The following is a 25,407-nucleotide window of genomic DNA, read 5'->3' as shown; positions in this document are numbered from 1 at the left end:
CAGTGCCAGACAATCGCGTTCTTACCATCATTTTGAACTATAAAACGCCCCAGATGACGTTGCGCGCAGCCAAAGCCGCTGTTGGCGCGATGCGGCATGTTGATGGTGAAATCGTTATCATTGACAATAATTCTGGTGATGGCTCTTTTGAGGAGATCCAAACCGCCGCTGAAAAGGCAGGGTGGTGCAAAGACAATCATCTGCGTGTTCTTCAGTCGCCGGTCAATGGTGGGTTTGGCGCGGGCATGAACGTAGGCCTGCGTGCCGGGTTTTCTGATGGCACCACACCGGATTATTATTACCTGCAGAACTCTGATGCGTTCCCTGAAATCAACACCATCTCAACCCTCCGGGATTTCATGGCAACCCAAACAGATGCGGGTCTCGCCGGGTCTTACGTGCATGGCACCGATGGCGTGCCCCATACGACAGCCTTTCGTTTTCCCACCATCGCGGGAGAGTTTGAAGGAGCGGCGCGAACAGGGGTCATCACCCGTGTTTTGCGACACTCAGTCGTCGCTATGGATCTTCCCCAAACCACATGTCGCGTAGATTGGACTGCGGGCGCAAGCCTTATGCTGCGGCGCGATATGATCGAGGCAATCGATGGTTTTGATGAAACCTTCTTTTTGTATTTTGAAGAGACCGAATTATGTCATCGCGCCGCGCAGTCTGGATGGAACACCTACTATGTACCAGAGAGCAAGATTGCGCATGTTGGGTCTGTGTCAACAGGAATGAAGAAATGGCAACGCACGCCCCAATACTGGTTTGAGGCGCGCCATTATTATTTTGTTAAAACACATGGCCGCGCCTATGCGATACTCGCCGATCTTGCACGGTTTGCAGGGGGAGCGCTTTATGGTTTGCGCCGTCTGATCGAAGGCAAGCCACAGGTCGAACCCGACCACTTCACTCGTGATCTTTTGACCCATATGCTGCGCGGCGTATCGCGGCGTATACCTCGACCACAGACACGTTTCATTCCCGTTGCGAAGGAGCAAAAATGACCGCTTTTTCTTCTGTCCTTATTGGGGATGAATCCCTTTTGATCGGCTGTGGCGATGCTCTGCTGGCGCGGGGGCATCTGATCACAAATGTTGTTTCACGCGACGAAAATATCCAGACCTGGGCGCGGACACACAATATTCAAGTGCTTGAAAAAGCATCCGAGATTAGTGCACCATTTGATTGGCTTCTGTCTATTGCCAACCTGCGGATGATCCCGTCTGAAATCTTATCGCAGGCGCGTAAAGGGGCCGTGAACTTTCATGATGGCCCGTTGCCCGACTATGCAGGACTAAACACACCTGTCTGGGCGCTCATCAATGGGGAAACCCGGCATGGGATCACCTGGCATGTGATGGAGGCCGAAGCAGACACGGGCGATATACTCGCCCAGCGCCATTTCGACATTGCAGATACGGAGACAGCCCTGTCGCTGAATTCCAAATGCTACGCGGCAGCAATGGACAGTTTTTCAGAGGTTCTTCTGCAGCTGGAAGACGAGCGCCTCGACCGTACCGCCCAAGATCTGACCCGTAGACGCTATTTTGCAAAAGCGGACCGTCCCTCGGGCAACGGGATGCTGGATTTCAGTCAAAATGCCACTGATGTTGCGCGTCTGGTGCGGGCATTGGATTTTGGGGAGTATTGGAACCCGCTTTGTGTCGCAAATGTACAGCTTGGCCAAGATGTACTGTTGGTCGGCAAAGCAAACGCTCTTACATCTCCTACAGCGGCTCCTGCGGGGCAAACCCTAGAAGTTAACAAAGACAGTCTGGTGGTTGCCTGTGGAACCGGCGCTGTGCAGCTGTCAGATTTCGCACATCCCGACGGGCGCCCTGCTGACCTTGAAAATTTGATCTCGGTCGGCGCGCAGATCTCGAAGCTATCGGCACAAGATCGCAACCACCTGTCTGCCGCGATGGCCAAGACCCACAAAGCCGAGTCTCATTGGCGCACTGAACTGGCGCAAACCCAAACGCTCCCCATACCTTTTGCCACCTCTACGGACGAAGAAGGTTTTAAGAGGGTCGAGCTGGCTTCAAGTCAGGCGCCCGTCCCCGCCAAGATCGCAGCAGCTGCAATTTGGGCGCTGCGCAGCGCAGGTCAGGACTGTGGGACAATTGCCTTGTCTAGCTCAGCACTGCAGGAGCAACCCGGTCATATATCCTCTTGGGTGCCGTTGACCTTGCGCCAAGATGCCTTGGTTGCTGATGTCATCGTGCAGATAAATAGCGCGCTGGACACCCTGAACCAATACGGTGGCTTTGCGGCAGATTTGCTCACACGCGCGCCAGAGCTCTCACCGATGCAGGTTCCCGCAATTGCGGTACGTCTAGAGGCCGACACACCGTTAGAGGGGGCATTCATCACCCTGTGTTTAACCGGCGAAAAAGTGAGCCTGCATTTTGATCGCTCTCAGTTGAGCGAAACCGCCAGCGCGCTTTTACTCGCGCGCCTTACACTGGTTCTCGACACGATCGAAGCACAGGCCGAGGTTTTGGTAAAAGATGTGCCCGTTTTGCCCGAAGCCGAAAAACAGCTCATCCTGCAGGATTGGAACCAGACTGAAACAGCGTTTGATGCAGATCAGACCATTCATGCTGCATTTGAAGCGCAAGTCGCACGGACACCTGACGCAACAGCCTTGGTCTTTGAAGGTGAGACGCTGAGCTATAGCAGTCTGAATGCGCGTGCGAATGATCTGGCACGCAAACTTCAGACCGAAGGCGTCTGCGCTGGAGATCCGGTTGGTATTTACGTACGCCGCTCACCAGATCTGGTGATTGCAGCGCTGGGGGTCTTAAAGGCAGGCGGTGCGTATGTACCCCTCGATCCGGCCTATCCAGCCGACCGTATTGCGCATTTTATCTCAGACTGTGGTGCCAAGGTTATCCTTTCACAATCCGCACTTAAGGATAAGCTCCCAGTACATAGCGCAAAAGTGCTGGAGGTTGATCAGTTAGATCTGAGCGACGCGACAAACGTTACAAGTGACGCGAGCGGCAACACGCTGGCCTATCTGATCTACACGTCTGGATCGACCGGCTTGCCCAAGGGCGTCATGGTGCGTCATTCAAATGTAGCCAACTTCTTTGCTGGCATGGATCAACGCATCCCCCATCAGGCAGGTGACAGCTGGCTTGCTGTGACAAGTTTGTCCTTTGACATCTCTGTGCTGGAACTGTTCTGGACGCTATCTCGCGGATTCAAACTGGTTCTCTCCAGTGATGAAAGTCGCTTGCAGCTTTCCAATGCCCCCATTCGCCAAACAGACCGGAAAATGGACTTTAATCTGTTTTACTGGGGCAATGATGACGGCGCTGGTCCTAAGAAATATGAACTTTTGCTGGAAGGTGCCAAATTTGCGGACCAACACGGTTTTAATGCTGTTTGGACACCCGAACGCCATTTCCATGCCTTTGGTGGCCCCTACCCCAATCCGTCTGTAACTGGCGCGGCTGTGGCTGCGGTCACGCAGAATATTGGTGTGCGTGCCGGTTCCTGTGTCGCGCCGCTTCATCATGCGGCACGTATCGCTGAAGAATGGGCGGTGATTGACAATCTCACCAATGGGCGCGCTGGAATTGGTTTTGCGTCGGGTTGGCAGCCGGACGATTTCATCCTACGTCCTGAAAACACACCGCCTGCAAACAAACCCGCCTTGTTTGAGAGCATCGAAACCGTGCGCAAACTCTGGCGTGGTGAGCACGTGGCCTTCCCCCGCAAGGATGGCAGCACTCATAGTGTTTTGTCGCAACCACGCCCGGTCTCAAAAGAGCTGCCGGTCTGGGTGACAACTGCCGGCAATCCTGAGACCTGGCGTGAGGCTGGACGGATTGGTGCCAACGTCCTGACCCACCTATTGGGGCAAAGCATTGAAGAAGTCGGCGAAAAGATCAAAATCTACCATCAGGCCCTGCGCGATGCCGGATATGATCCTGCCGGTTTCAAAGTGACGTTGATGCTACATACCTATCTGGCCGCTGATCGTGAAACAGCGCGTCAGATCGCACGCGAACCGATGAAAGATTACCTGCGCTCTGCAGCTGGATTGATTAAGCAATACGCTTGGGCTTTCCCCGCGTTTAAACGCCCTGAGGGTGCCAATAATCCTATGGACGTCGATCTTGGCAGCCTGTCTGGCGAGGAACTTGAGTCTATTCTCGACTTTGCCTTTGAGCGGTATTTTGAAGATTCTGGTCTGTTTGGCACAGTGCAGGATGCCGTGACCCGTGTTGATGCGCTGAAACGTATTGGTGTCGATGAGGTTGCATGTTTGATCGACTACGGGATCGCACCGGATGTTGTGTTGGACGGGTTGGCCCCGCTCGCAGAGGTGCTTCGCCTGTCAAACGCGCCACAAGCGCTTGCAGAAGACGATTATTCACTGGCCGCACAACTGCTGCGCCATCGGATCACGCATATGCAATGCACTCCGTCGATGGCACGTATGATTGCAGCGGATGACAATGCTGCAGCGGCTCTTGGCACCTTGCAACATCTGATGGTGGGCGGTGAAGCGCTCCCCGGCGATTTGGTTCAAAGCCTTCATGCAGCAACCTCTGCAAAACTGCACAACATGTATGGACCGACCGAGACAACGATCTGGTCCACCGTTCAAACCATCAGCGATGTGCCCAAAGGGATCGCCGATATCGGCACGCCAATTGCAAATACATCTGTTTTGGTTCTGGATTCTCAAGGGATCCCCCAACCCATCGGGGCACCGGGCGAGTTGCTTATTGGTGGCGCAGGTGTGACCGCCGGATACTGGCAGCGCGAAGAACTGACCGCAGAACGTTTTGCAAAGGTCGCGGCGCACCCGGGAACCTTCTATCGCACAGGTGATCTGGTCCGCTGGCGCGAAGATGGGCGTCTGGATTTTCTGGGCCGCACTGACCATCAGGTCAAAATCCGTGGACAGCGTATTGAGCTGGGAGAGATTGAGGCCGCATTGGCCGATCAGCAAGGCGTGTCCGGTGCTGTTGTCATTGCCCGCAAACTTGGCAACGATGACAAGCTGATTGGCTACATCACCGCCGATGCAGCCATCCAAGAAGAGGCTTTGAAACACGCATTAAACACCCGATTGGCAGACGTTATGGTGCCAAGTCACATCGTGACATTAGAAGCCTTCCCCCTGACTCCGAACAAAAAAATTGATCGCAAAGCTTTGCCGGATCCCAAACCAGCGCGCACGCGTAACAGCATCCCCGCGGAGCCAAGTACAGGGTACGAAGCAAAAATTGCCAATATCTGGAGCCGAATTTTAGGCGTAGAAAGCATTGGTGCTGAGGATAATTTCTTTGCACTTGGCGGGCATTCTTTGCTTGCCGTTCAAGCACACCGCGACATACGTGCCGAACTTCACCTGCAGAGCCTGTCCATCACCGATATTTTCCGCTTCCCGACATTGTCGGGGCTGGCGACACATCTGCAAGACCTGTCGGGTGATCCTCAAACGACGAAAAACGCGGCAGAAACAAACACAGCTGAACATGCTGCCCGTAGCGAAACAATGTCGAAACGTCGCGCGATGCGGGCCAATCGCAAAGCCCGCGCCTGATGTCGCTGACCTACTCCAGCACGCGGACGAAAGAACGCCATACGCTGATACGTCCTTTGTTTGATGACAAAATTGGGCTGGCGGTCACGGAGCCACACGACACCCTACCAGCTCCTTTTCCGGAAGAGCTTGCGTGTTTGTCATCCAAAGCGGTTCCAAAGCGCCGGGCTGAATTTGCGGCTGGGCGTGCAGCAGCACATCAGGCAATGCGCGACCTTGGCATCACCGCTCAACCGATCCCTGTTGCTCCATCACGTGCACCGCAGTGGCCGACAGGGGTGGTTGGATCAATTAGCCATACGAAAACCTGTGCAATGGCCGTGGTCGCCCCCGCTACAGAATGGAGCGGAATTGGTGTGGATGTCGAGGAAGACACGCCTTTGAAACGGGATCTGTGGCCTGCAATTTGTTTAGACACAGAACAAGATTGGCTATTACAGCAAGACAATCCCGGTCAGCTGGCCAAAGTTATTTTCTCAGCTAAAGAAGCCGCTTATAAATGCCAATATCTTATCAGCGACGCTTTCTTTGGCTTTGATGGAATGCGAGTTGAGATCAAGTTATCTGATACGAGCTTTGTTGCAAGCTTTACGCAAGACAGAGCGCCGTTTCAAAAGGGTGATCAAATTTCCGGGCGCTTTGCGATCGGAGCTGGAGTGATTGTCACCATGGCCGAACTGAGGACATAGAAATGATGACACGTCGCAGTCTCTTGTCTTTCTTTGCATTTCTGCCATTCGCGGCACAGGCTGCCCCCTTTACCGTTCCAACCTTGCAGGCACCTGAACACGGCCTGAATGTCTTTCACCTTGGTCATTCCCTTGTCAGTCTGGAAATGCCGCATATGCTGGCCCAGCTTGCACCTGAAGCGCATAACTGGCACGCGCAACTTGGATCAGGGACATCCCTAAAAGCGCATTGGGAGCCTGATATTGAAATATTAGACTTTGACACCACCAATGCGACGCCCAGATTTCGCGCTGCTCGTGACGCAATTGGATCTGGTGACTATGACGCTGTTGTGCTTACGGAAATGGTCGAGTTACGCGACGCGATCCGCTATTTTAACAGCGCGCGATATATGCGCCGCTGGGCCAATCTGGCTCGTGGCGGCAATGCGCAAACCCGTATCTATCTTTATGAGACCTGGCACAATTTAGACGACCCTACGGGATGGCTGGAACGCATTGATCATGATCTTGAAAAGCTCTGGTTAAGGCAGGTGCTTGGATCTGACAGCCGTCGCAATCCAGATCATCCGGTCTATCTCATTCCGGCGGGGCAAGTGATGGCAGCGGTTGTGCGGGCTGCTGAATCTGGCCAGATTGATGGGCTGACACGACGAGACCAGCTGTTTGAACGCAAGGCTGACGGCAGCCTTGATACAATTCACATCAACGATCTCGGCCGTTATATTGTTACGCTGACGCACTATTCCGTCCTCTATCATCGCTCACCGGTTGGCCGACCACATTTGCTGAAACGGAAAGATGGGACAGAAGCAGACGCTTTCAGCGAGACTGCAGCGCAGCAAATTCAACAGATCGTCTGGCATGTCGTAAAAACGACACAACGCACAGGGCTTGATCCCCAAAAGGAGAGTTGATGGACCTGAATACGCTCATCACATCTGTGGTTTTTGTTGGCCATTCTTTGTTTGGTCCAGACAATCCACCGATGCTGGAACAACTGCTTGCTGAAACGCCGGGCATAGAAGTCCAGCCAAAAGTGGACGCGCAGATTATCAATGGCGCCCCGCTGAGCTACAATTGGACCCACGCTGACCAAGCTGAAGGGATCAATGCACGCGAGCGACTGCCCCAAGGCGTGGATACTGTGATCGTGACGGAAGCGATCCCGCTCGACAATCATCTCAAATGGAGCGGCACCGCCGATGCGATCGCCCAATTTTATGAGATCGCCCGCACTGGCAATCCTGATGTGACCTTCTATGTGCAAGAAACTTGGCACAGCCTGAACAGTGGAACGGGCACGCCGATCCCTTTTGATGATGGCATGGGCACGCCCTGGCGGGAACGCCTGGAAAGTGACTTGCCCAAGTGGGAAGCCGCCGTCACACAAGCACGCGAATTGACCGGCGGTGATATTCAACTGCTAAAAGCAGGGCAGGCAATGGCCCGGCTAGATGATGCCATCACCGCGGGTACGGTCCCGGGTGTAAACAGCATAAACGACATGTTTGTGGATGACATACACCCTAACCCGCTGGGTTTTTATTTTATCAGCCTGTTTCAATACGCAACACTGACCGGGCACAGCCCAGTTGGGCTGCCTGCTGCCCTAAAAAACCGCTGGGGCGAGGCGTACCCAGCACCTTCAGCCGAACTTGCAGCCCGCTTGCAAGAGATCGCCGAACGCGCGGCGCGCAATGACACACGCCGCACCGTTTTGCCATCAGCGGTCCGTTCGCTACCTGATGATCCCCCACATTTTGGTTTAAATGCTTTCCTGCCAGAAGAGGTTCCAGCAGCTGCGCCGGTCGCCGACTACCGGCAACCTATGGCAATGAACCTGTCTCCAATTGCAGATTGGTCACCACAAGCGCCCTTTCTGGATCATTTCAAAACCACACGCCCCTGGATCGGGCATATTGCGGGACAATGGGGAGGGGTTGAAGAAGCTGATCTGAGCGCCGCAGGATATCTGGACCCCAACGGCTGGCCCACCTCTATTCCGCCAGAACTCGGCTCTATCGGCACGGTCTTTTTGACAGACCTCCCCGAAGATGCACGCAGTCTCGCCGGTCGGTACAGATTGCAATATTCTGGTGACGGTATTCTTGAAGTCACGGGGCGCGCTGAAAATGTACGCTACGGTAATGGCGAGATCTGGTTTGATTTCACCCCTGGCCCCGGCTTTGTCGACATTCGCATTCAGCGCACGGACCGTCGTGGAACAGGCGATTACATTCGCGATATCAGCGTTGTAAAACAAGAGCATATCGATCTTTACGCAAATGGGCAGACGTTCAACCCAAGATGGCTCAAACTGCTGGACGGATTTACGACACTCCGGTTTATGGATTGGATGGACATCAACGATTCATCACAGGTCGGCTGGGAGGATCGCCCGTTGGCCACCGACTACACCTGGGCACGCGCAGGGGTACCGGCAGAAATCCTGATGGAACTGTCAAACCGTTTAAAGGCTGATCCATGGGTGTCCATGCCGCATATGAGCGACGACAGTTACATGCGAAATTTCGCGCGTCTGACCCATCAGCTGCTTGATCCAGATCTGACGGCCTATGTTGAGTTTTCCAACGAGGTCTGGAATTGGCAGTTCACTCAAGCACAGTGGGCAGAACAACAAGCCCAAAACCACTGGAGTGGCGAAAACCTGTGGATGCAGTTCAATGGTGGTCGCGCCGCTGAGATGGCCGAAATCTGGAGTGAGATCTTTGCAGACGATATGACACGGCTTGTCCGGGTCATATCAACACAAACCGGTTGGCTGGGCTTAGAGCAAGACGTGCTCAAAGCTCCTCTTTGGAAAGCGGAACGTGCAGATCGGCGCGAACCTCATCACTATTTTGATGCCTATGCTATTACTGGATATTTTGGCGGCGTCCTAGGGCGTACAGAATATGCCGACGTGGTGCGCGCATGGATTTCTGATAGCCGACAACATGCCCAAGAAATAGGGCGCGCTAAGGGGTTAAACGGAAAAGCTCTGTTTGATTTCCTTCAAAAACATCAATTTGATGTGGCCAGCGCACAGGCGCAAATCGAACTCAGAGATGGGCTCATTTCGGGGGACGAAGCCGATACATTAGCAGATTTTCTGGACCGTATTCTGCCCTATCATGTGGAGATCGCTGCACAATATGATCTGGATCTGATCATGTATGAAGGCGGCAGCCATGTCGTGGGTGTGGGCAGCAACGTCGAAGACGAAAACCTCACCGCGTTTTTCACCCATTTCAACTATACCGCAGAAATGGGAACCCTATATCAAGAGCTGCTACGAGGTTGGAAAGCTGCGGGTGGTCAGCTCTTTGCTGCTTATGCTGATGTTTACACACCCAGCAAATGGGGCAGCTGGGGTGCGCTGCGCAGTCTTACAGATCAAAACCCACGCTGGACCGCAATTGAGGCCGCAAAATGACGCAGCTTTCAGTACTGATCCCGGCCCACAATGAGGCTGCGGAAATTTCAGACTGCCTCGCTGCAGTGTTGAACAGTACGCCTTTACCCAAGGGCGTTTGCGCCGAAATTCTGGTCCTTGCAAATGGATGCACGGATGAGACGGCCGAAATCGCGCGCGCTGTTGCTGGATCAGGCCGTTGGAAGATCACCGTTTTAGAACAAGAAACAGGTGGCAAACTTGCAGCGCTGACAGTTGGAGATCATGCTGCGCAGGGCGATGTGCTGGTTTATCTAGATGCAGACGTGCGCGTCAGTCCGGATCTGTTGCCACAATTATATCAATCGCTTGCAGGTGACACCCCGCGCTATGGCTCTGGCAGACCTGTATTGGCACAAAATATCACCCATTTTTCAAATGCATATGGCCGTTTGTGGCAAAACTTACCTTTTTACACGACGGGGGTTCCGGGGTTTGGCCTGTTTGCGATGAACCGCACAGGGCGTGCACGTTGGGCAGACTGGCCAGACATTATCGCGGATGATACATTTGCCCGATTGAACTTTGCACCAGAAGAACGCATTTGCGTGCCCGCCACATATAGCTGGCCGCTGGTCGAAGGGTTTCGCAATCTGGTCCGTGTGCGGCGGCGACAAAATGCAGGCGTGGCACAGCTTAGCGCAAATTTCCCTGAGCTCTTTAAAAACGAAGACAAACATAGTCCTTCAGCAACACTTCTATTGAAGCTGTTATGTCAGCGCCCCTTTGCATTTCTCGCCTACCTTGTCGTTAGCCTTGCGGTGAAAACATCTTTGTTTCGCAGCACCAACACATGGGCGCGCGGGCGTTAACTGCTGAGGTGGTTTCGAAATAAAGCAGCCAGTTTTGCGGCTTCGACGTCACTGTCATGACGTTGTAAAACCCGCAACCGCCCCTGCTGCCCTATCTTTTCAAGCATCTCATGTGAAGTTCCAGCCAACTGTTTCAAGGCATCCGCCAGAACAATCGGATCACCTGCGGGGACAAGCCAACCCGTTTCTTCCTGTTGAACCAGCTCAGGCGTGCCTGCCACATAGGTGGCAACGACAGGTCGGGCAGCGGCCATTGCTTCCATCACCACCATTGGAAGACCTTCCGCGAAGGAAGGCATAACAAGCGCGTGTGACTTTGCAAGTTCAGCGCGCACACCTTCTTCGGCCAGCCAGCCCGTCAAAGTTACATGATCTTGCAGCTTTTTTGCGGCAATAGCACGCTCCAGATCTGGGCGCATTTCACCATCTCCAACCAACGACAAGTGAATTTCTGGATGGGTTTTAACCACTTCCGCCAAGGCCTGAATCAAGATCATCTGACCTTTTTGCTCGACGAACCGGCCAATGGCAACGATGCGCAAATCTCCCTTTGGCAGCGGTTTTGGTTCGGAAAATCGTGCGGGTTCAATGCCACAGTGGACCACGTTCAAACGTTGCCAGCTGCCAAAGTCTGCCCAGCGGCTCAACTGGCTGCGCCCAAAACTGCTAATCGCGACAGCAAAAGCTGATCGGTTGATCTTTTCTCCCAACGACAGGGCATGTGGTGCGTCAAACTCCTCGGGACCGTGGGTGGTAAAACTATAACTTGGCCCACCAAGCTCTTGCACCAGCATGGCAACAGCCGTTGCATTGGTTCCAAAATGCGCATGCACATGCTGCACACCCCAGGCCGCGCAGCTTTCTTTTACATATGCAGCTTCGAGCAAGTAAATCAGGTGACGCAACCGGCTAACATCGGAGCGCCCCCCCAGAGACAAGGCCAATTTGAGACTGTTCCAGAGGCGTTTGGGCTGTTTGGCTTGTAAACACAAAGCCAACAGCAAACGCAGTAGGCCTGCTTGCAATACATATTCACACCGCGTGGCCTCCAGCTGATCGTCTGGATCGACAAGCGGCACGGTCGCAGCACGCATAGGCAGGCGTAAAATATCTATCCCTTGCCGCTCTAAGGCATGTAATTCTCTACGGATAAAACTATGAGACGGCTGCGGATAGGTGTTCAAAACATAAGCAATCTTCACCGACAAGGCTCCTACAGTCCATCATAAGCTCAAGCTACCCGCCCCAGAGCCATCTGCAAAGGGCTAGGCTTAAAATAAGCCGCAATATCCGTATGATACCGTGGTTGCAAATTGACCCTCTGCAATGCAAGCCATAGCCTGCGCAGAGATAAAGTTAAGAGGCATCAATGGTTGATCTTGTGGCACGGTTTCGCGGCGCTGGTTTGATGGCGCGCGCCCTTCGGTCTGCCTCTTGGCTATTGTTGGGTTATGGCGGAAGCCAAGCATTGCGCCTTGCGTCCAATTTGATCCTGACACGTCTGCTGTTTCCCGAAGCTTTTGGCCTGATGGCGTTGGTTTCGGTCATCACGGTTGGGCTGGCGCTGTTTTCAGATATCGGTCTTGGCCCTGCAATTGCCCAAAATAAACGCGGGGACGAACCTGATTTTCTAGATACGGCCTGGACGATACAGGTCATCCGGGGAGGGGCATTGTGGGGGTTCACGTTCCTTCTGGCATGGCCGGTTGCAGAATTTTATGACGCCCCGGATTTGCTATTTTATCTGCCTGTCGCTGGTATCGCGCTTGCTATTTCCGGTTTCTTGCCAACACGCGTTCATACAGCGCATCGCCATTTGCTTGCAGGGCGGGTCACAGTTATCGAATTGATCAGTCAGTTTTTGGGGTTGCTGGGCATGGTGGCCCTCGCAGTTCTCACACAATCCGTCTTTGCCTTGGTTATCGGGAGTGTGCTGCAGGCGGCTTTTCATGTTGGTCTGGCGCATCGCTACCTGCCTGGCCATCGCAACCAGTTCCACTGGAGCCCTGACGCCGCGAAAGAGCTTATTAAGTTTGGCAAATGGATTTTTCTGTCGACGGCATTCTGGTTCATCACCTCGCAAGGGGATCGTGCCATTTTGGGCAAGTTTATCTCATTGGAAACGCTTGGAATCTACAATATCGCCTTTTTCCTTGCGAGCTTTCCGATGGCTTTGGGCTATGCAGTCAATGCGCGATTGATGATCCCAATCTATCGGGACAAACCTGTTCACCACGATGTAAACAACCGCCGCAAACAACGGCTGCTGCGGACCGGTCTTAGCGCCGGGCTATTGTCCCTAATATTCTTTTTATCGTTCTGCGGACCTTGGTTGGTCAGTTTACTTTATGATGCGCGATATGAGATGGCCGGGCCTATCGTGGTAATCCTTGCCCTGTGTACCACGCCAGCGGTAATTGTGATGACCTACGACCAAGCTGCCCTTGCAGCGGGTGACAGCCGTCTATTCTTTATCCTGAATGCGACGCGTGCGATTGCACAAACCATGCTCTTCTTGGTGGGGGTGCTATGGCTTGGCCTGCCTGGGGGCATTCTGGCGCTGGGGGCCGCGATGATATTTGCCTATCCAGTCATTGTGTATCTGGCCCGCAAACACAATGTTTGGGATCCAGTTCATGACGCTTGTTTTTTACTGCTCAGTGCGCTTGTGGCGCTGATAGTTCTGCGCCTTCATTGGGACAGCGTCACCTTGCTGTTCATCGAAATGAAACCGTAGTCACAAGGTCGCGGTGTCACCTTTTGGGCGGCGTGTAAACCAGCCGCGCCGCTTTGGCCCGTCCGTGATCAATTCCGGGATCGTTACTACAGGCGTCAAACCTGTCTCGCGCTCTAGCTGCTCAGCTGTTCGCAATACAGGGTGCTGCAGCTCTTTTACAAATGCCAAAGCAACACCAAGAACAAAACTGCCCATCAGCCCCAAAATCACAAGCTTCTTACGGCCGCTGGTCACCGGGAGATCAGGCAAAATCGCAGGTTCAATGATAGTCAGACGTTCTGATCGACTGGAACTTTCCAAACGAAAGCCAACTTCAGCTTCATTTCGTCGTTGAATGATCTCGTTATATTCAGATTGCAGCTGCTGAATCTGCCGCATATAGGTGCCAAGCTGACGTTCCACCTGAGGCGAGGTTTGCAACGATTGTTCCAGATTGGACTTCCGCGCAGTCAGCAACGCAATCTGATCATCTAAGCCCGCAATCTGGTCGTTGAATTCAGCAAGCTTTCTTTGCGCCGTTGCTTGTCGTTCGTTTGTGTTCACCTGTCCGGCAGCACGGCGCAGTTCAATTTGATCGCGTGCAAGCTCTAACAAGGTTTCATTGATCTGAGAGATTTCATTGCGACGCAATTCAAGCACACCTGGAAGTGTCACCTCATGCGCGTCACGGTATTCAGCCATTTGGCGTTCAAGCTCGTTGAGCCCTGTGGCTAATGCACTTTCTTTTTCGGAAAAAAACTGAAGAGTTTCACGCGCTTGTTCAATACGGCTTTGCACATCTAGGTCAATTGTCCGTTTTGCGAATTCATCCGCGACCAGCTGGGCGTGCTCAGGCGATCCCATACGGGCTGTGATCGTCAAAACTGAGATACTGCCATCGTCTGCGAAACCTTCGCGTGCCGCTGCGACTCCGGTGATACTGATCGAGCGCCGCATCAAGTCCACAATTTCGGATGGACGTAAGGGCAGTCCCTGATAGAGTTCAAATTGATCCGCGATTTCTAACAGCGTTCCACGGGCCATTAAACGTTGTTCAATAAGCTGAATGCGCCGTGCTGACGAGCCATCAACTGTAGAACTTGCCAGGTCATCTGCAACCTTTGGCTGGGCCACCTGAATAACAACCGAAGATTCGTATTCGTGCTTTTTCTGCAAAGCAACGAAAAAAGCCATCACGGCGCCCAAGCAGGTCACCACAAAAATCAAAAGCGCCCGACGGCGCAACATTTCGATAAAATCCAGAAATGAATATATCGGACCCATGAGACGACTCAATTCGTTCAAAGTGACTAGAAAGTCAGTGCAAGTTCTGACCTTATCTTAATAGATAGTATCAAACTGGCAAAACTGTGACGCAAGTGCGAAACAGCCCGAATTGGTTCGCATCATTAAGCCGCGCGCGCGCGATTTAGGACAACTCCCAACATTTGGGTATGGCCTGATAGGATTTTTTCACACGCCGCAAGATGTTTGGCCGTTGTCCGTGTGCCATCCGCGATCAAAAGAACGCCATCCACTTGCGGCAGGAACGCCGAAAGATCATCGTGTTCCAAAACAGGTGCTACATCAAATAAGGCAACATCCGCCGAGGTTTCTGCAACCAGCTCATCAATGACCTCGGCGGTTTGCGGGTCATGGAGGATCTCAGCTGCATCATTGCGCCCGTCCCGGCTGACCCCGATGGCCAACCCATTGGTCACACGCATTAGGTGGTCTTGTGCAGAGATATTTCCATTGAGAAAATCTACCATATTGCCTTGAGCAGTCAGCCCCAAGGCCTTTGCAAGACCTGGGCTACGGAAATTCATATCCATTACTAGGGTGCGAGAATCCGGTACGCGCGCAAGACTTTGAGCGAGATTCACAGCGGTAAACGTGGTGCCGCATCCACTTGTCGGGGCGGCGACAGCAACACGCCGCCATCCTTGGGCCCGTAACGTATGCAACAGGCGCGTCCGTAGCAGATCGATTGCCTTTGAGCTGCCAGAATTACGAAACAAATCAACCCACGGCAAACGGCGCTGCCGCGCGGCTTTCGTATCAACCATGACACGTGGCAAACGCTCCCACAAAGGAGGAATCCTCGACGGAAGACGAGGCTCCGGCTCCACCACCAAACGATCAGATATATTCTGATCTCCCCGACGCCTCACAGGGTCGTGTGCTGTAGCTTTTGTATCATCTGCAGGCTGATCAATCGCATCTAAATGATCATCAACCAATGGAGGCAGCTGGGTTTCAGGTGTGTCGTCGAAATCAAGAGACGGAGACCGTTCGCCTGTGTGTTTAGGCGCAGCTAAATCAGCTGCGTTTCCCCGCACACGACGAAACCGTTTCATTTTGTGATCTCCCGACAAATCTTTGTCTTCCCATTGTTTAAGCGTTTTACCGGCCATTTGTGGTGACCGTTCTCGCACAGTCTGTTCTCTAGATAGGTCTTTCAATGTGAAATCTCCATCTCTCTCATGGTTCATTTGATAACAAGCTGAACATTCAGCAATAGACACGGTTGCGGTTAATATCCGGTGCCTCTTAGGACCACTCCGAACGTGCGCTGGATCAACGACAGATCTTTCCACAATGACAAACTATGGCAATATTCACGGTCCATCGTGTTGCGCATCGCAAAAGCACTTTCATTCCGTGCTGACACTTGCCAGATCCCAGTGAGCCCAGGGCGTACCGAAAAATAGGCAGATGCCCCGCCGTAGAGAGATAGCTGTTCAGGCATCATCGGACGTGGACCAACAAGGCTCATGTCTCCTTTCAGAACATTCCAAAGCTGCGGCAGTTCATCCAGAGATGTTGCGCGCAAAAAACGGCCCACCTTTGTAATCCGGGGATCATTCTTGAGCTTTTGCGTCTCCATCCACTCCGCCCGCATAGCTGGATCATTATCGAGGTAATAGGCCAGCAATGTGTCCGCATCCCGAACCATCGTGCGGAGTTTCAATATTGAAAACGTCTTTCCGCTCCGCCCCAGTCGTGCTTGGCGATAAAAGGGAAGACCACTTTCGGCCCAAAGAGCAATCACACACAAGATAACCAAAGGTAGCACAATCGGCAGGCTGACCAGTACAATGGCAATGTCTAAGACCCGTTTCCCGATCGCACGGTAAAACTGACTCTGAGGCGCGCGTTCCTTTTCAACACCCAAGCGTGAAAGAGAGGTGTGCCCTTGCCTCGGTGACAAGATGACACCCCGCCCGTTCGTTTGACCAAGCAATACGGGACTATCGTTTTTAAACGTATCTTTCATTCTTAGGCCCCCACCTAGCCCACCCGGGCACACTTTATAAAGTACAACGCAATCCGCAGACGAATGTGCGGCGCGACAAGTTCGTTTGTTTCAGCTGTAGTGGCTCCCCCCAAGGAGCCAGCGCGCCGCTGTTCATATTTTGATACCCACGAACAAGCAGCTTCCCTGTCTTTACGATATATTAAGAAAACTTCTTGGGAATTGTGTGATTAGGTGAAAATTAGGGGAATATTAGTTAAAACCGCACCTAAATTAGTAAACAATTATACCTTCGAGTAGAAACTGTTCACAATAAGCACTTCAAGATCGAAAGAGTGACAGAATCCGTAGGCTAATTTGTTGGCTTGTATTCCGTGCATTTAAGGATTCTCATCGTCTAAAAATGCCACGAAATTGTCCTGGCGTTTGCCCCGTCCATCGCTTGAATGCATACGAGAAACTGCCAAGTGATGCGTAACCCAGCGCAGTTGCGATTTCGGTCAGCTTCAACTCGCCCTCACTTAAATATGAAATAGCCATATTATGACGCATCTGGTCCAACAGGGCAAAATAGCTTGTACCATGTTGTGCCAATCGGCGGGACAGGGTCCGCACGCTCATCCCCAACTGACACGCTAGATTGTGCTGACTGACTTCTCCAGACGGCAGAGCGCGTTGGAGTTCCTGTTCCACTCGCGCAACAAATCTAGGTCTATCCGTCTGGATAGACGAAAGCGCATTATCTCCCAAAGCGCAAAGCAAGCGGTGCAAATATGGATCGGCTCCCAATAATGGCCACGTTAAAACTGCGGGGGGAAGCAAAACCGAAGTAAAGCTCGCGCCGAAAGTAATGGGCCCATCGAAAAATCTCCGCATCTCTGAATAATTTTCTGGAGCGGCGTGTCGAAACGTTAACTCTGACACAGCAATATGGCGGCCAGTGTACCGCCGCATGCTCTGTACCAACAAAGTCAGGAAAAATTCAGTAAATTGGCACTTTTTCATCTCTTCTGGGGCATCATTTTCAAAGATCACCCTTTGGTTTGCTTTGACCGAAAGCTTTAGATCTTTCGAAAATAGTGGAAGATATCGAACCAACGCATACAGAAATTCTGCGAGGGTTTCACTACTCAGCGCAATATATGCGATATGTCCTGCTGCACGAAAATCTTGTTCACGACCGGCCCGAAATCCCAAGATCGGATCTTCCATCATAGAAGCCGCATGTTCAAAAAAAAAAGCGACTGTCTGAAAGTTAAAGGTCGTGCCTTCTGGATCTAAAAGTTTCACCCCTGCATCACATAAGGAATTGATCTTATCAGTCTTTACGTTCTGTTTCTCCAAAGAACGCGCGAGAATTTGTGCAAAAACGACAGGCTGACCAACTTCACTAAATTGCATCTAAACGCACTCCGGAAAGGGTACAGACAAGGAATTTGATAGCCCAACCTGAAACAGATCGACCACATTTCATGCAGCCCAGACGAACACCCTGCCCCTTACCATTTACCCAAATACCTGAAGACACAGCACTGACCTATTCGTTCGGATCAAAGCACCAGCCTTGTGTTCATCAATAAACGTAAACCAAACCAAGGGTATGGCAACGTCGGCTTATGCCTCTTAGGGTGATCCTATTCGCGCAAAAGACCTCAGACTGTCCAAATGAATAGAAACACACCACCTTTAGTTTACCCCTGCACGCTCTGACGCTACAAAGCAGTCCGCAAATTGTTGCAACGTAAAGGATCTTGCAATGGCCTCAGATAAGCGTTGGCTTGCCGTCGAAGCTTCGTTTCAGTCTATCACCATGTGGATGATGGACGGGGCAGATTGCATAAAGACATCTCGTACTGAAATTTCATCTCCAGCTTCGATCGAAGAGGTGATCTCTTTGTTAGATCCCGCTTTGCCCAAACAATGTCCTGTCTACGCAGCGGGTTTGACAAGCCACAGCGTACAACTGCCGGCAAAGGTTATGGACCTTCCTTGCGAGATTGTCTCGCAGTCCGGTCGCCAAGTGCGTATTGTTCCAAACCTTTTTCAAGAAAACCCCGCAGCGCTTTTACAAGCAGATGTCACAAAGGTGATTGGTTTCTTGTCCTTAAATCCCAATTGGGACGGTGTGATATGTCTGCCCGGTGCCAGCCACAGTCATTGGGTCTTGGTCAGTGCAAATGAAGTCATCAGCCTCCAAAGTGCTATGACGCCAACGCTTGCCAGAGGCCTTGGCGCACCTGTGCCGCAACACAGGATACCGGTGGACGCGGTGCAAGACAGCCTGTCCAAACCAGAACTTATGGCTGCCCGCTTTGGCGAACTTTCCGCACGCCGACACATGGGTCTCAATACTTGGGAAGACACCACCGCACAGATTTGGGCACATCTAATAGGCGCTGAACTTGCGGCAACGCGACCCTATTGGCTGGGGCAAAATCTGGCGCTGATCGCCCCCAAAGAGCTAGAGCCCTCCTACCGGACCGCGTTCGACGCACAATACCTTCCCGTCACCGTCGCAGACTCTATTCGTATGACACAGATCGGGCTGAAACAGGCCTGCAGTCGTTAAAGCGGGTCAGTCTGAAAGAGACGGATTTTCAGCCCCCCATGGGCAACCGGAGGGCCATAGGGTAAAAACGGCAATTCGGTTGCTTTTGCGAGCCCTGTTTCACTGGTGACAATGCCCACGCGCCAACCTTTAAAACGCTCCTGCAATGTCTGTCCCAGACTTGCATAAAGCGCATAGAGCAGTTTTTTGTTGCCGATCCGCGCACCATAAGGTGGATTAACGATCACCAACCCCGGATCACCGGGCGGGGGGTGCAAGTCACTCACTGCTGCCTGTTTGAAAGACACCAATTCTGAAACACCTGCACGATCTGCATTGGCTGCAGCCATCTCTACAACACCGGCATTGCGGTCAGATCCAAAGAAGCGCGGCCGCACTTCGTTGTCTGACAAACCCGCCTTGGTCTTCAACGCGGCCCATTTTTCGGCATCAAAGGTTGCTAGGTTTTCAAATGCAAAGGACCTGGTTCGCCCCGGCAACAGACCAAGGGCAATTTCAGCAGCTTCCAAAACAAATGTGCCAGAACCGCACATTGGGTCGACAATAGTCTGGGTGCCATCGTACCCGCATTCACGTAGAAATAGCGCAGCCAGTGTTTCCCGCATCGGCGCTTTGCCTATGGCAACTTTATGTCCACGTTTGTGGAGCCCCTCGCCAGAGGTATCGACACTAAAGAGGCAATTATTATCATCAATGCGCAACTTAAGCGTGATGGCGTCTGGTGTGTCTGCCCCTTTGACAACAGGCACGCCAAAGCTTTCAGCCAATGCCCGTTCGATGCGCTGACAGGCAGCACCCGCATGATATATTTTAGACTTTTTATTTGTCACAACCTCGACGCGTACAGGGATATCTGAGCGCAGCACATCACCCCAGGGGAATTTACGTGCCCGCTTGTCGAGCTGTGCCAAATGAAACGCGCGGAATTCACCAATACGCGCTAGGACACGTACGGCCCCTCTGAGGCACAGGTTTGCGCGCCAAACCTCTGGCCAGGATCCCTGGCACGTGACCCCACCCGGAACCGATTTGAGCCCAGAAAAGTCCAGATCTCGTGCTTCCTGCAAAAGCGCCTTTTCCAGACCTGGAGCTGCGGTCAGAAAAATCTCAAATTGTGTACTATCATCCATGCCCTTCCTTAACCGGAATCGTCACAAGGTTCGATGTAAAAATCACCTCCCCCGCTGTGAGCGAAATGTCATAAATGCCGCAAAGCAGCGTGGAGATAGATCAACACGCCTGACATTTAATAGCAGATAAAATAAAAAAGTATTCGAGCATTATCAATATAATAGCTCAAATACTATAATTTTAGTTTGACAACGGAAGAGCAGTTGTGAATGTTTTTGACCAATCAGACGGGCTGAAAAGTTTGCTGATGACACACACTTAGGGAGGATAAAGATGCGCAGGTATCTTTTGTCCGCAGCAGCGGTTGGTGCCGTCGTTGCGGGAACAATGGCCTATGCCGACGAGATGGCAGCCAAGAAATGGATCGACGAAGAGTTTCAACCGTCGGTTCTGACCAAAGACGAACAACTGGCCGAGATGAACTGGTTCATCGAAGCCGCAGAGCCTTACAAGGGTATGGAAATCAACGTCCTGTCCGAAGGCATCCCAACCCACTCCTACGAATCCGAAGTCTTGACCAAGGCGTTTGAGGAAATCACGGGCATCAAGGTCAATCACCAGATCCTTGGCGAAGGTGAGGTCGTGCAGGCGGTGCAAACCCAGATGCAGACCAAGCGCAACCTTTACGATGCTTACGTGAACGATTCAGATCTGATTGGTACGCACTCCCGCTTGCAGCTGGCGCACAACCTGACAGATATGATGGCGGGAGATTTCAAAGACATCACCAACCCCGATCTTGACCTGCAAGATTTCATGGGCATTGAATTCACGACTGGTGCAGACGGTGATCTTTACCAACTACCCGATCAGCAATTTGCGAACCTGTACTGGTTCCGCAAAGATTGGTTTGATCGCGAAGACCTGCAAGCCGCATTCAAAGAAAAGTATGGCTATGATCTTGGTGTTCCCGTCAACTGGTCCGCTTATGAAGACATCGCTGAGTTCTTCTCTAACGACGTGAAAGAGATCGACGGCACGGCAATTTACGGCCACATGGATTACGGCAAACGCGCACCTGATCTGGGTTGGCGTATGACCGATGCATGGCTGTCCATGGCGGGCGCTGGTTCTGTTGGCGAACCAAACGGCGTACCAATCGATGAATGGGGCATCCGCATGGAAGCGGGATCTTGCAACCCGGCTGGTGCAAGCGTGACACGCGGCGGTGCTGCAAACGGTCCCGCAGCGGTTTACGCAATTCGCAAATGGGACGAATGGCTGCGCGCTTATGCGCCTCCAGGTGCTGCATCCTTTGATTTCTATCAGTCCCTGCCTGCACTTGCACAAGGCAATGTTGCACAGCAAATCTTCTGGTACACAGCCTTTACTGCAGACATGGTGAAACCACAGTCTGAAGGCAACAACACAGTTGACGCAGAAGGTACTCCACTGTGGCGCATGGCTCCATCGCCCCACGGTCCCTACTGGGAAAACGGCCAAAAGGTCGGTTACCAGGATGTTGGCTCCTGGACCTTCCTGAAGTCCACCCCACTGGACCGTTCGCAGGCAGCATGGCTTTACGCACAATTCGTCGTGTCTAAAACAGTAGACGTGAAGAAATCACACGTTGGCCTGACCTTCATCCGCAACTCTTCTGTAAACCACGAGAGCTTCTCTGAACGCGCACCTAAATTGGGTGGTCTGGTTGAATTCTACCGCTCTCCTGATCGTGTTGCATGGTCTCCAACCGGTGTTAACGTGCCTGATTATCCAAAACTGGCGCAAATCTGGTGGCAGCAAATCGGTGACGTGAACTCTGGTGCGTTCACACCACAAGAAGCAATGGATCGTCTGGCCGAAGAAATGGACATCACCATGGCGCGTATGCAGCGTGCGGATGAACAAGCCGAGATCTATGGCGGCTGTGGCCCACGTCTGAACGAAGAAAAAGAGGCTGAGTGGTGGTTTGCAAACGGCGGTGCGAAACCCAAGCTGGCAAATGAAAAGCCACAGGGTGAAACCGTAAACTACGATGAACTGGTTGCTCGCTGGGCGAACAACTAAACTGTTCCTCCTGGCAGGGCTTTGGGACACTGTCTCAGAGGCCTGCCCTCTTTTCCGAAGCGCCATTTTCTGCGGTGCTTCGGATCTTAGCCTTCCTCGAAACACTGCGTTTTTGCACCGCGCCCGCTTTGCGCGATGCAAACCTCTTGCCAGAAAGTTAGAACAAGATGGCACTTGAGCTACGAAACGTGACCAAGCGCGTTGGCGCCATCCAGCATATCAAAGAGACCTCTTTGATCCTGGAACCGGGTCACTTTAACGTCCTTCTGGGCGCCACCGGGTCGGGAAAGACCTCACTGATCAAACTAATGGCAGGGTTAGACCCAATGGCCAGCGGCTCTATCCATATGGATGGGCAAGACATTACGCGTCTGAATACGCAAAAGCGGAATATCAGCTTGGTGCATCAGTTTTTCGTCAATTACCCACATATGACGGTCTTTGACAATATCGCCTCCCCGCTCAAAGTGGCAGGCATGGCTGCCTCAGAAATTCAGGGTCGCGTCGAAGAAGCTGCTGATATTCTGCAGTTGCGACCCATGTTGAACCGACGCCCACATGAGATGTCAGGTGGCCAACAGCAGCGCTGTGCGCTTGCTCGCGCGATTGCAAAGGAAAGTAAGGCTGTGTTCCTTGATGAGCCGCTTGCCAATCTTGACTACAAACTGCGCGAAGAATTGCGCGATCAGCTACCAGAACTGTTTTCTGGCCGGGGTGCTGTGGTGGTTTATGCAACCTCTGAACCTGAAGAAGCCTTGCTGCTGGGCGGCAAAACTGCGCTGATGAATGATGGCCATGTCACACAATTTGGCCCAACGGCTGAAATCTATCGCGACCCAGCCAACGTACAGGCCGCACAGGTATTTTCAGATCCCCCAATCAACACAGCATTGATCGTAAAGAAAGGCACAACAGCGCAGATGGGCGTGGATGTGGCATGGGATCTCTCTGGTGATGCTGCCAACCTGCAGGATGGTGAATATACCATCGCAGTCCGGCCACATCACGTTTTGCCGGTTGCGACACATGGATGCACAGTACGCCTGCAAGGGCGCGTCCAAGTCACAGAATTATCTGGCTCTGAAAGTTCAGCGCATTTCGATCAAGGCCATCGCAGCAGCTGGGTGTCGCTTTCATCCGGCGTACACCCCTATGAGGTTGGTGAAATGCACGATTTCTACATGGATCCCACAGCGTGCTATTTCTTTGCCGCTGATGGCTCCCGCGTTGCCTGAGGTGGATCATGGCTAAAATTACACTTTCTACACTGCGCCACAGCTACTATCCCAATCCCAAATCAGACTCTGAGTATGCTTTGAAAGAGGTTGATCTGGACTGGACTGATGGCGGTGCATATGCGCTTTTGGGCCCGTCTGGCTGTGGAAAATCGACCCTCTTGAACATCATTTCAGGTCTGTTAGTCCCGTCCGAAGGCAAGATCCTGTTTGATGGAAAGGATGTTACGCATCTGCCCCCGGATCAGCGTAACATTGCGCAAGTGTTCCAGTTTCCTGTGATCTACGACACGATGACAGTTTACGACAATCTCGCCTTTCCACTGCGCAATCGTGGCCGTGATGAGGACACAGTACGTGAACGTGTCATGGCGATTGCTGAGATGCTGGAAGTCACAGACATGCTAAACACGCGCGCCGCCGGTCTAAGCCCTGACAACAAGCAAAAAATTTCGATGGGCCGCGGTTTGGTACGCGAGGATGTCAACGTGGTGATGTTTGACGAACCGCTCACCGTGATTGATCCCCATTTGAAATGGAAATTGCGATCCAAGCTGAAAGAACTGCACCAGCGCGTCAAAGCGACGATGATCTATGTGACACACGACCAAACCGAAGCGCTGACCTTTGCAGATCAGGTGGTTGTTATGCAGCTGGGTGAAGTGGTCCAGATCGGTACACCTGTTGAATTATTTGAACGCCCAGCCCACACATTTGTCGGTCACTTCATTGGATCGCCTGGGATGAACATTCTTCCCTGCACTTTGCAAAACAGCGTCGCCATGTTCGGTGATCAACCTGTTGCGCTAGAAGGGCCTATTCATGGCAGTGCAAATGGCACCACTGAAATCGGTGTGCGCCCGGAATTTGTAAGCCTGAGCACAGCAGGCCTGCCCGCAACCGTGACCAAAGTGTCAGATGTTGGCCGCCACATTGTTGTTGAATGCAACGCACAAGGCACCAAAATCAACGCAGTCATAGAAGGCACGCCACCCGCAAAAGGCGATGCGGTTCATCTGCAATTTCGTCAAGACCAGACCCGCCTTTATGTTGATGGCTGGCTGGCAACCACCGCACAGGAGGCGGCGGCATGAAAACTGAAAACCAAAAAGCCTGGTTCTTTGTCCTTCCCGTTTTGATCCTAGTGGCCTTTAACGCCCTGATCCCAATGATGACGGTGGTGAACTACTCGGTCCAAGAAACCTTTGGCGACAACGTCTTTTTCTGGCAGGGGCTGGACTGGTTCCAGCAAATCCTGCGCTCAGACCGCTTCCATGCAGCGCTTGGTCGCCAATTCATGTTTACGTTCCTGATCCTGATCATCGAAATCCCCCTTGGCATTGCCATCGCGCTTTCGATGCCACGCAAAGGATTCTGGGTGCCTGTCTGTCTGGTCTTGATGGCTTTGCCCATGCTGATCCCATGGAATGTGGTTGGTGCGATGTGGAACATCTTCACCCTGCCGGATATTGGCCTTTTGGGATATTTCCTGAACCACGTTCTGGGCATCAACTATGACATGACCCAAGACCCTGTTGCCGCCTGGGTGACCATCGTCACCATGGATGTTTGGCACTGGACCTCATTGGTGGTTTTGCTGGCTTATGCGGGTCTGGTATCGATCCCCGATGCCTACTACCAAGCTGCCAAAATCGACGGGGCTTCAAACTGGAGCGTGTTTCGTTTTATCCAACTGCCCAAGATGAAAACCGTTCTGACCATCGCAATCCTTCTGAGGTTCATGGACAGTTTCAACATCTATACAGAACCCTTTGTTCTAACAGGCGGTGGCCCTGGAAACTCAACCACTTTGCTGTCAATCGATCTGGTTAAAATTGCTTTGGGTCAGTTTGACCTCGGCCCCGCTGCCGCGATGAGCCTGATCTACTTTGCAATCACCCTTCTGGTCAGCTGGCTGTTTTACACCGTCATGACCAAAGATGACCAAACTTAAAGG

Annotated in this window: 18 protein-coding genes; 12 read left to right on the top strand and 6 right to left on the bottom strand. The window is 52.4% G+C overall.

Annotation, left to right across the window (positions count from 1 at the left end):
* Positions 1 to 2 precede the first annotated feature (2 nt).
* From BLP79_RS01725 to BLP79_RS01700, 6 genes are read left to right on the top strand one after another with little or no spacing between them, the layout of a single operon-like run.
* A complete protein-coding gene (locus BLP79_RS01725) occupies positions 3 to 1,010 on the top strand; it encodes a glycosyltransferase family 2 protein (RefSeq protein WP_090215239.1) in 1,008 nt (335 codons plus the stop codon).
* A complete protein-coding gene (locus BLP79_RS01720; protein ID WP_090215236.1) occupies positions 1,007 to 5,575 on the top strand; it encodes a MupA/Atu3671 family FMN-dependent luciferase-like monooxygenase in 4,569 nt (1,522 codons plus the stop codon). The genes BLP79_RS01725 and BLP79_RS01720 overlap by 4 nt, the downstream gene beginning before the upstream one ends.
* Entirely contained in the window at positions 5,575 to 6,264 is a 690-nt protein-coding gene (locus tag BLP79_RS01715; RefSeq protein WP_090215231.1) for a 4'-phosphopantetheinyl transferase family protein, read from the top strand. The genes BLP79_RS01720 and BLP79_RS01715 overlap by 1 nt, the downstream gene beginning before the upstream one ends.
* Before the next feature lie 5 nt (positions 6,265 to 6,269).
* On the top strand, positions 6,270 to 7,181 hold the full coding sequence (locus tag BLP79_RS01710; RefSeq protein WP_342027594.1) for a hypothetical protein: 912 nt from the start codon (positions 6,270 to 6,272) through the stop codon (positions 7,179 to 7,181).
* Positions 7,181 to 9,703 (top strand): hypothetical protein, encoded by a 2,523-nt coding sequence (locus BLP79_RS01705; RefSeq protein ID WP_090215226.1) that lies wholly within the window; start codon positions 7,181 to 7,183, stop codon positions 9,701 to 9,703. The genes BLP79_RS01710 and BLP79_RS01705 overlap by 1 nt, the downstream gene beginning before the upstream one ends.
* Entirely contained in the window at positions 9,700 to 10,533 is an 834-nt protein-coding gene (locus tag BLP79_RS01700) for a glycosyltransferase family 2 protein (protein WP_090215223.1), read from the top strand. The genes BLP79_RS01705 and BLP79_RS01700 overlap by 4 nt, the downstream gene beginning before the upstream one ends.
* On the opposite strand, the gene BLP79_RS01695 is transcribed toward BLP79_RS01700, so the two are convergent.
* Positions 10,530 to 11,735, bottom strand: coding sequence for a glycosyltransferase family 4 protein (locus tag BLP79_RS01695; protein ID WP_090215221.1), 1,206 nt, complete (start codon positions 11,733 to 11,735; stop codon positions 10,530 to 10,532). The genes BLP79_RS01700 and BLP79_RS01695 overlap by 4 nt on opposite strands.
* A 167-nt stretch (positions 11,736 to 11,902) precedes the next feature.
* Between BLP79_RS01695 and BLP79_RS01690 the strand changes: the two genes are divergently transcribed.
* On the top strand, positions 11,903 to 13,270 hold the full coding sequence (locus tag BLP79_RS01690; protein ID WP_090215218.1) for an oligosaccharide flippase family protein: 1,368 nt from the start codon (positions 11,903 to 11,905) through the stop codon (positions 13,268 to 13,270).
* On the opposite strand, the gene BLP79_RS01685 is transcribed toward BLP79_RS01690, so the two are convergent.
* The 4 genes from BLP79_RS01685 to BLP79_RS01670 form a co-directional block, all read right to left on the bottom strand.
* A complete protein-coding gene (locus BLP79_RS01685; RefSeq protein ID WP_090215216.1) occupies positions 13,271 to 14,533 on the bottom strand; it encodes a GumC family protein in 1,263 nt (420 codons plus the stop codon).
* Between the two features lie 125 nt (positions 14,534 to 14,658).
* Positions 14,659 to 15,609 (bottom strand): P-loop NTPase family protein, encoded by a 951-nt coding sequence (locus tag BLP79_RS01680; protein WP_139163154.1) that lies wholly within the window; start codon positions 15,607 to 15,609, stop codon positions 14,659 to 14,661.
* Between the two features lie 176 nt (positions 15,610 to 15,785).
* Positions 15,786 to 16,529 (bottom strand): sugar transferase, encoded by a 744-nt coding sequence (locus BLP79_RS01675; RefSeq protein ID WP_090215208.1) that lies wholly within the window; start codon positions 16,527 to 16,529, stop codon positions 15,786 to 15,788.
* Between the two features lie 369 nt (positions 16,530 to 16,898).
* Positions 16,899 to 17,909 (bottom strand): AraC family transcriptional regulator, encoded by a 1,011-nt coding sequence (locus tag BLP79_RS01670; RefSeq protein ID WP_090215204.1) that lies wholly within the window; start codon positions 17,907 to 17,909, stop codon positions 16,899 to 16,901.
* A gap of 355 nt (positions 17,910 to 18,264) precedes the next feature.
* On the opposite strand from BLP79_RS01670, the gene BLP79_RS01665 reads away from it, so the two are divergent.
* Entirely contained in the window at positions 18,265 to 19,077 is an 813-nt protein-coding gene (locus BLP79_RS01665; protein WP_090215201.1) for a 2-dehydro-3-deoxygalactonokinase, read from the top strand.
* On the opposite strand, the gene BLP79_RS01660 is transcribed toward BLP79_RS01665, so the two are convergent.
* On the bottom strand, positions 19,074 to 20,207 hold the full coding sequence (locus BLP79_RS01660; RefSeq protein WP_090215199.1) for a THUMP domain-containing class I SAM-dependent RNA methyltransferase: 1,134 nt from the start codon (positions 20,205 to 20,207) through the stop codon (positions 19,074 to 19,076). The two genes, BLP79_RS01665 and BLP79_RS01660, sit on opposite strands and share 4 nt — an antisense overlap.
* Before the next feature lie 274 nt (positions 20,208 to 20,481).
* Between BLP79_RS01660 and BLP79_RS01655 the strand changes: the two genes are divergently transcribed.
* From BLP79_RS01655 to BLP79_RS01640, 4 genes are all read left to right on the top strand, one after another.
* The gene (locus tag BLP79_RS01655; RefSeq protein ID WP_090215196.1) at positions 20,482 to 22,215 is read left to right on the top strand and encodes an ABC transporter substrate-binding protein; all 1,734 of its coding nucleotides are present in this window, start codon (positions 20,482 to 20,484) and stop codon (positions 22,213 to 22,215) included.
* Between the two features lie 167 nt (positions 22,216 to 22,382).
* A complete protein-coding gene (locus BLP79_RS01650; protein WP_090215194.1) occupies positions 22,383 to 23,450 on the top strand; it encodes an ABC transporter ATP-binding protein in 1,068 nt (355 codons plus the stop codon).
* Positions 23,451 to 23,458: 8 nt separating this feature from the next.
* Complete coding sequence (locus BLP79_RS01645; protein ID WP_090215191.1) at positions 23,459 to 24,544, top strand: ABC transporter ATP-binding protein; 1,086 nt, start codon at positions 23,459 to 23,461, stop codon at positions 24,542 to 24,544.
* On the top strand, positions 24,541 to 25,404 hold the full coding sequence (locus BLP79_RS01640; protein WP_090215188.1) for a carbohydrate ABC transporter permease: 864 nt from the start codon (positions 24,541 to 24,543) through the stop codon (positions 25,402 to 25,404). Before BLP79_RS01645 ends, BLP79_RS01640 begins: the two co-directional genes overlap by 4 nt.
* Positions 25,405 to 25,407: the final 3 nt, after the last annotated feature.

Origin of the sequence: Epibacterium ulvae, assembly GCF_900102795.1 — a bacterium.
Taxonomy (GTDB): domain Bacteria; phylum Pseudomonadota; class Alphaproteobacteria; order Rhodobacterales; family Rhodobacteraceae; genus Epibacterium; species Epibacterium ulvae.
The sequence above is the reverse complement of the archived record's forward strand: the minus strand, read 5'-3'. Positions and strand labels throughout refer to the sequence as shown.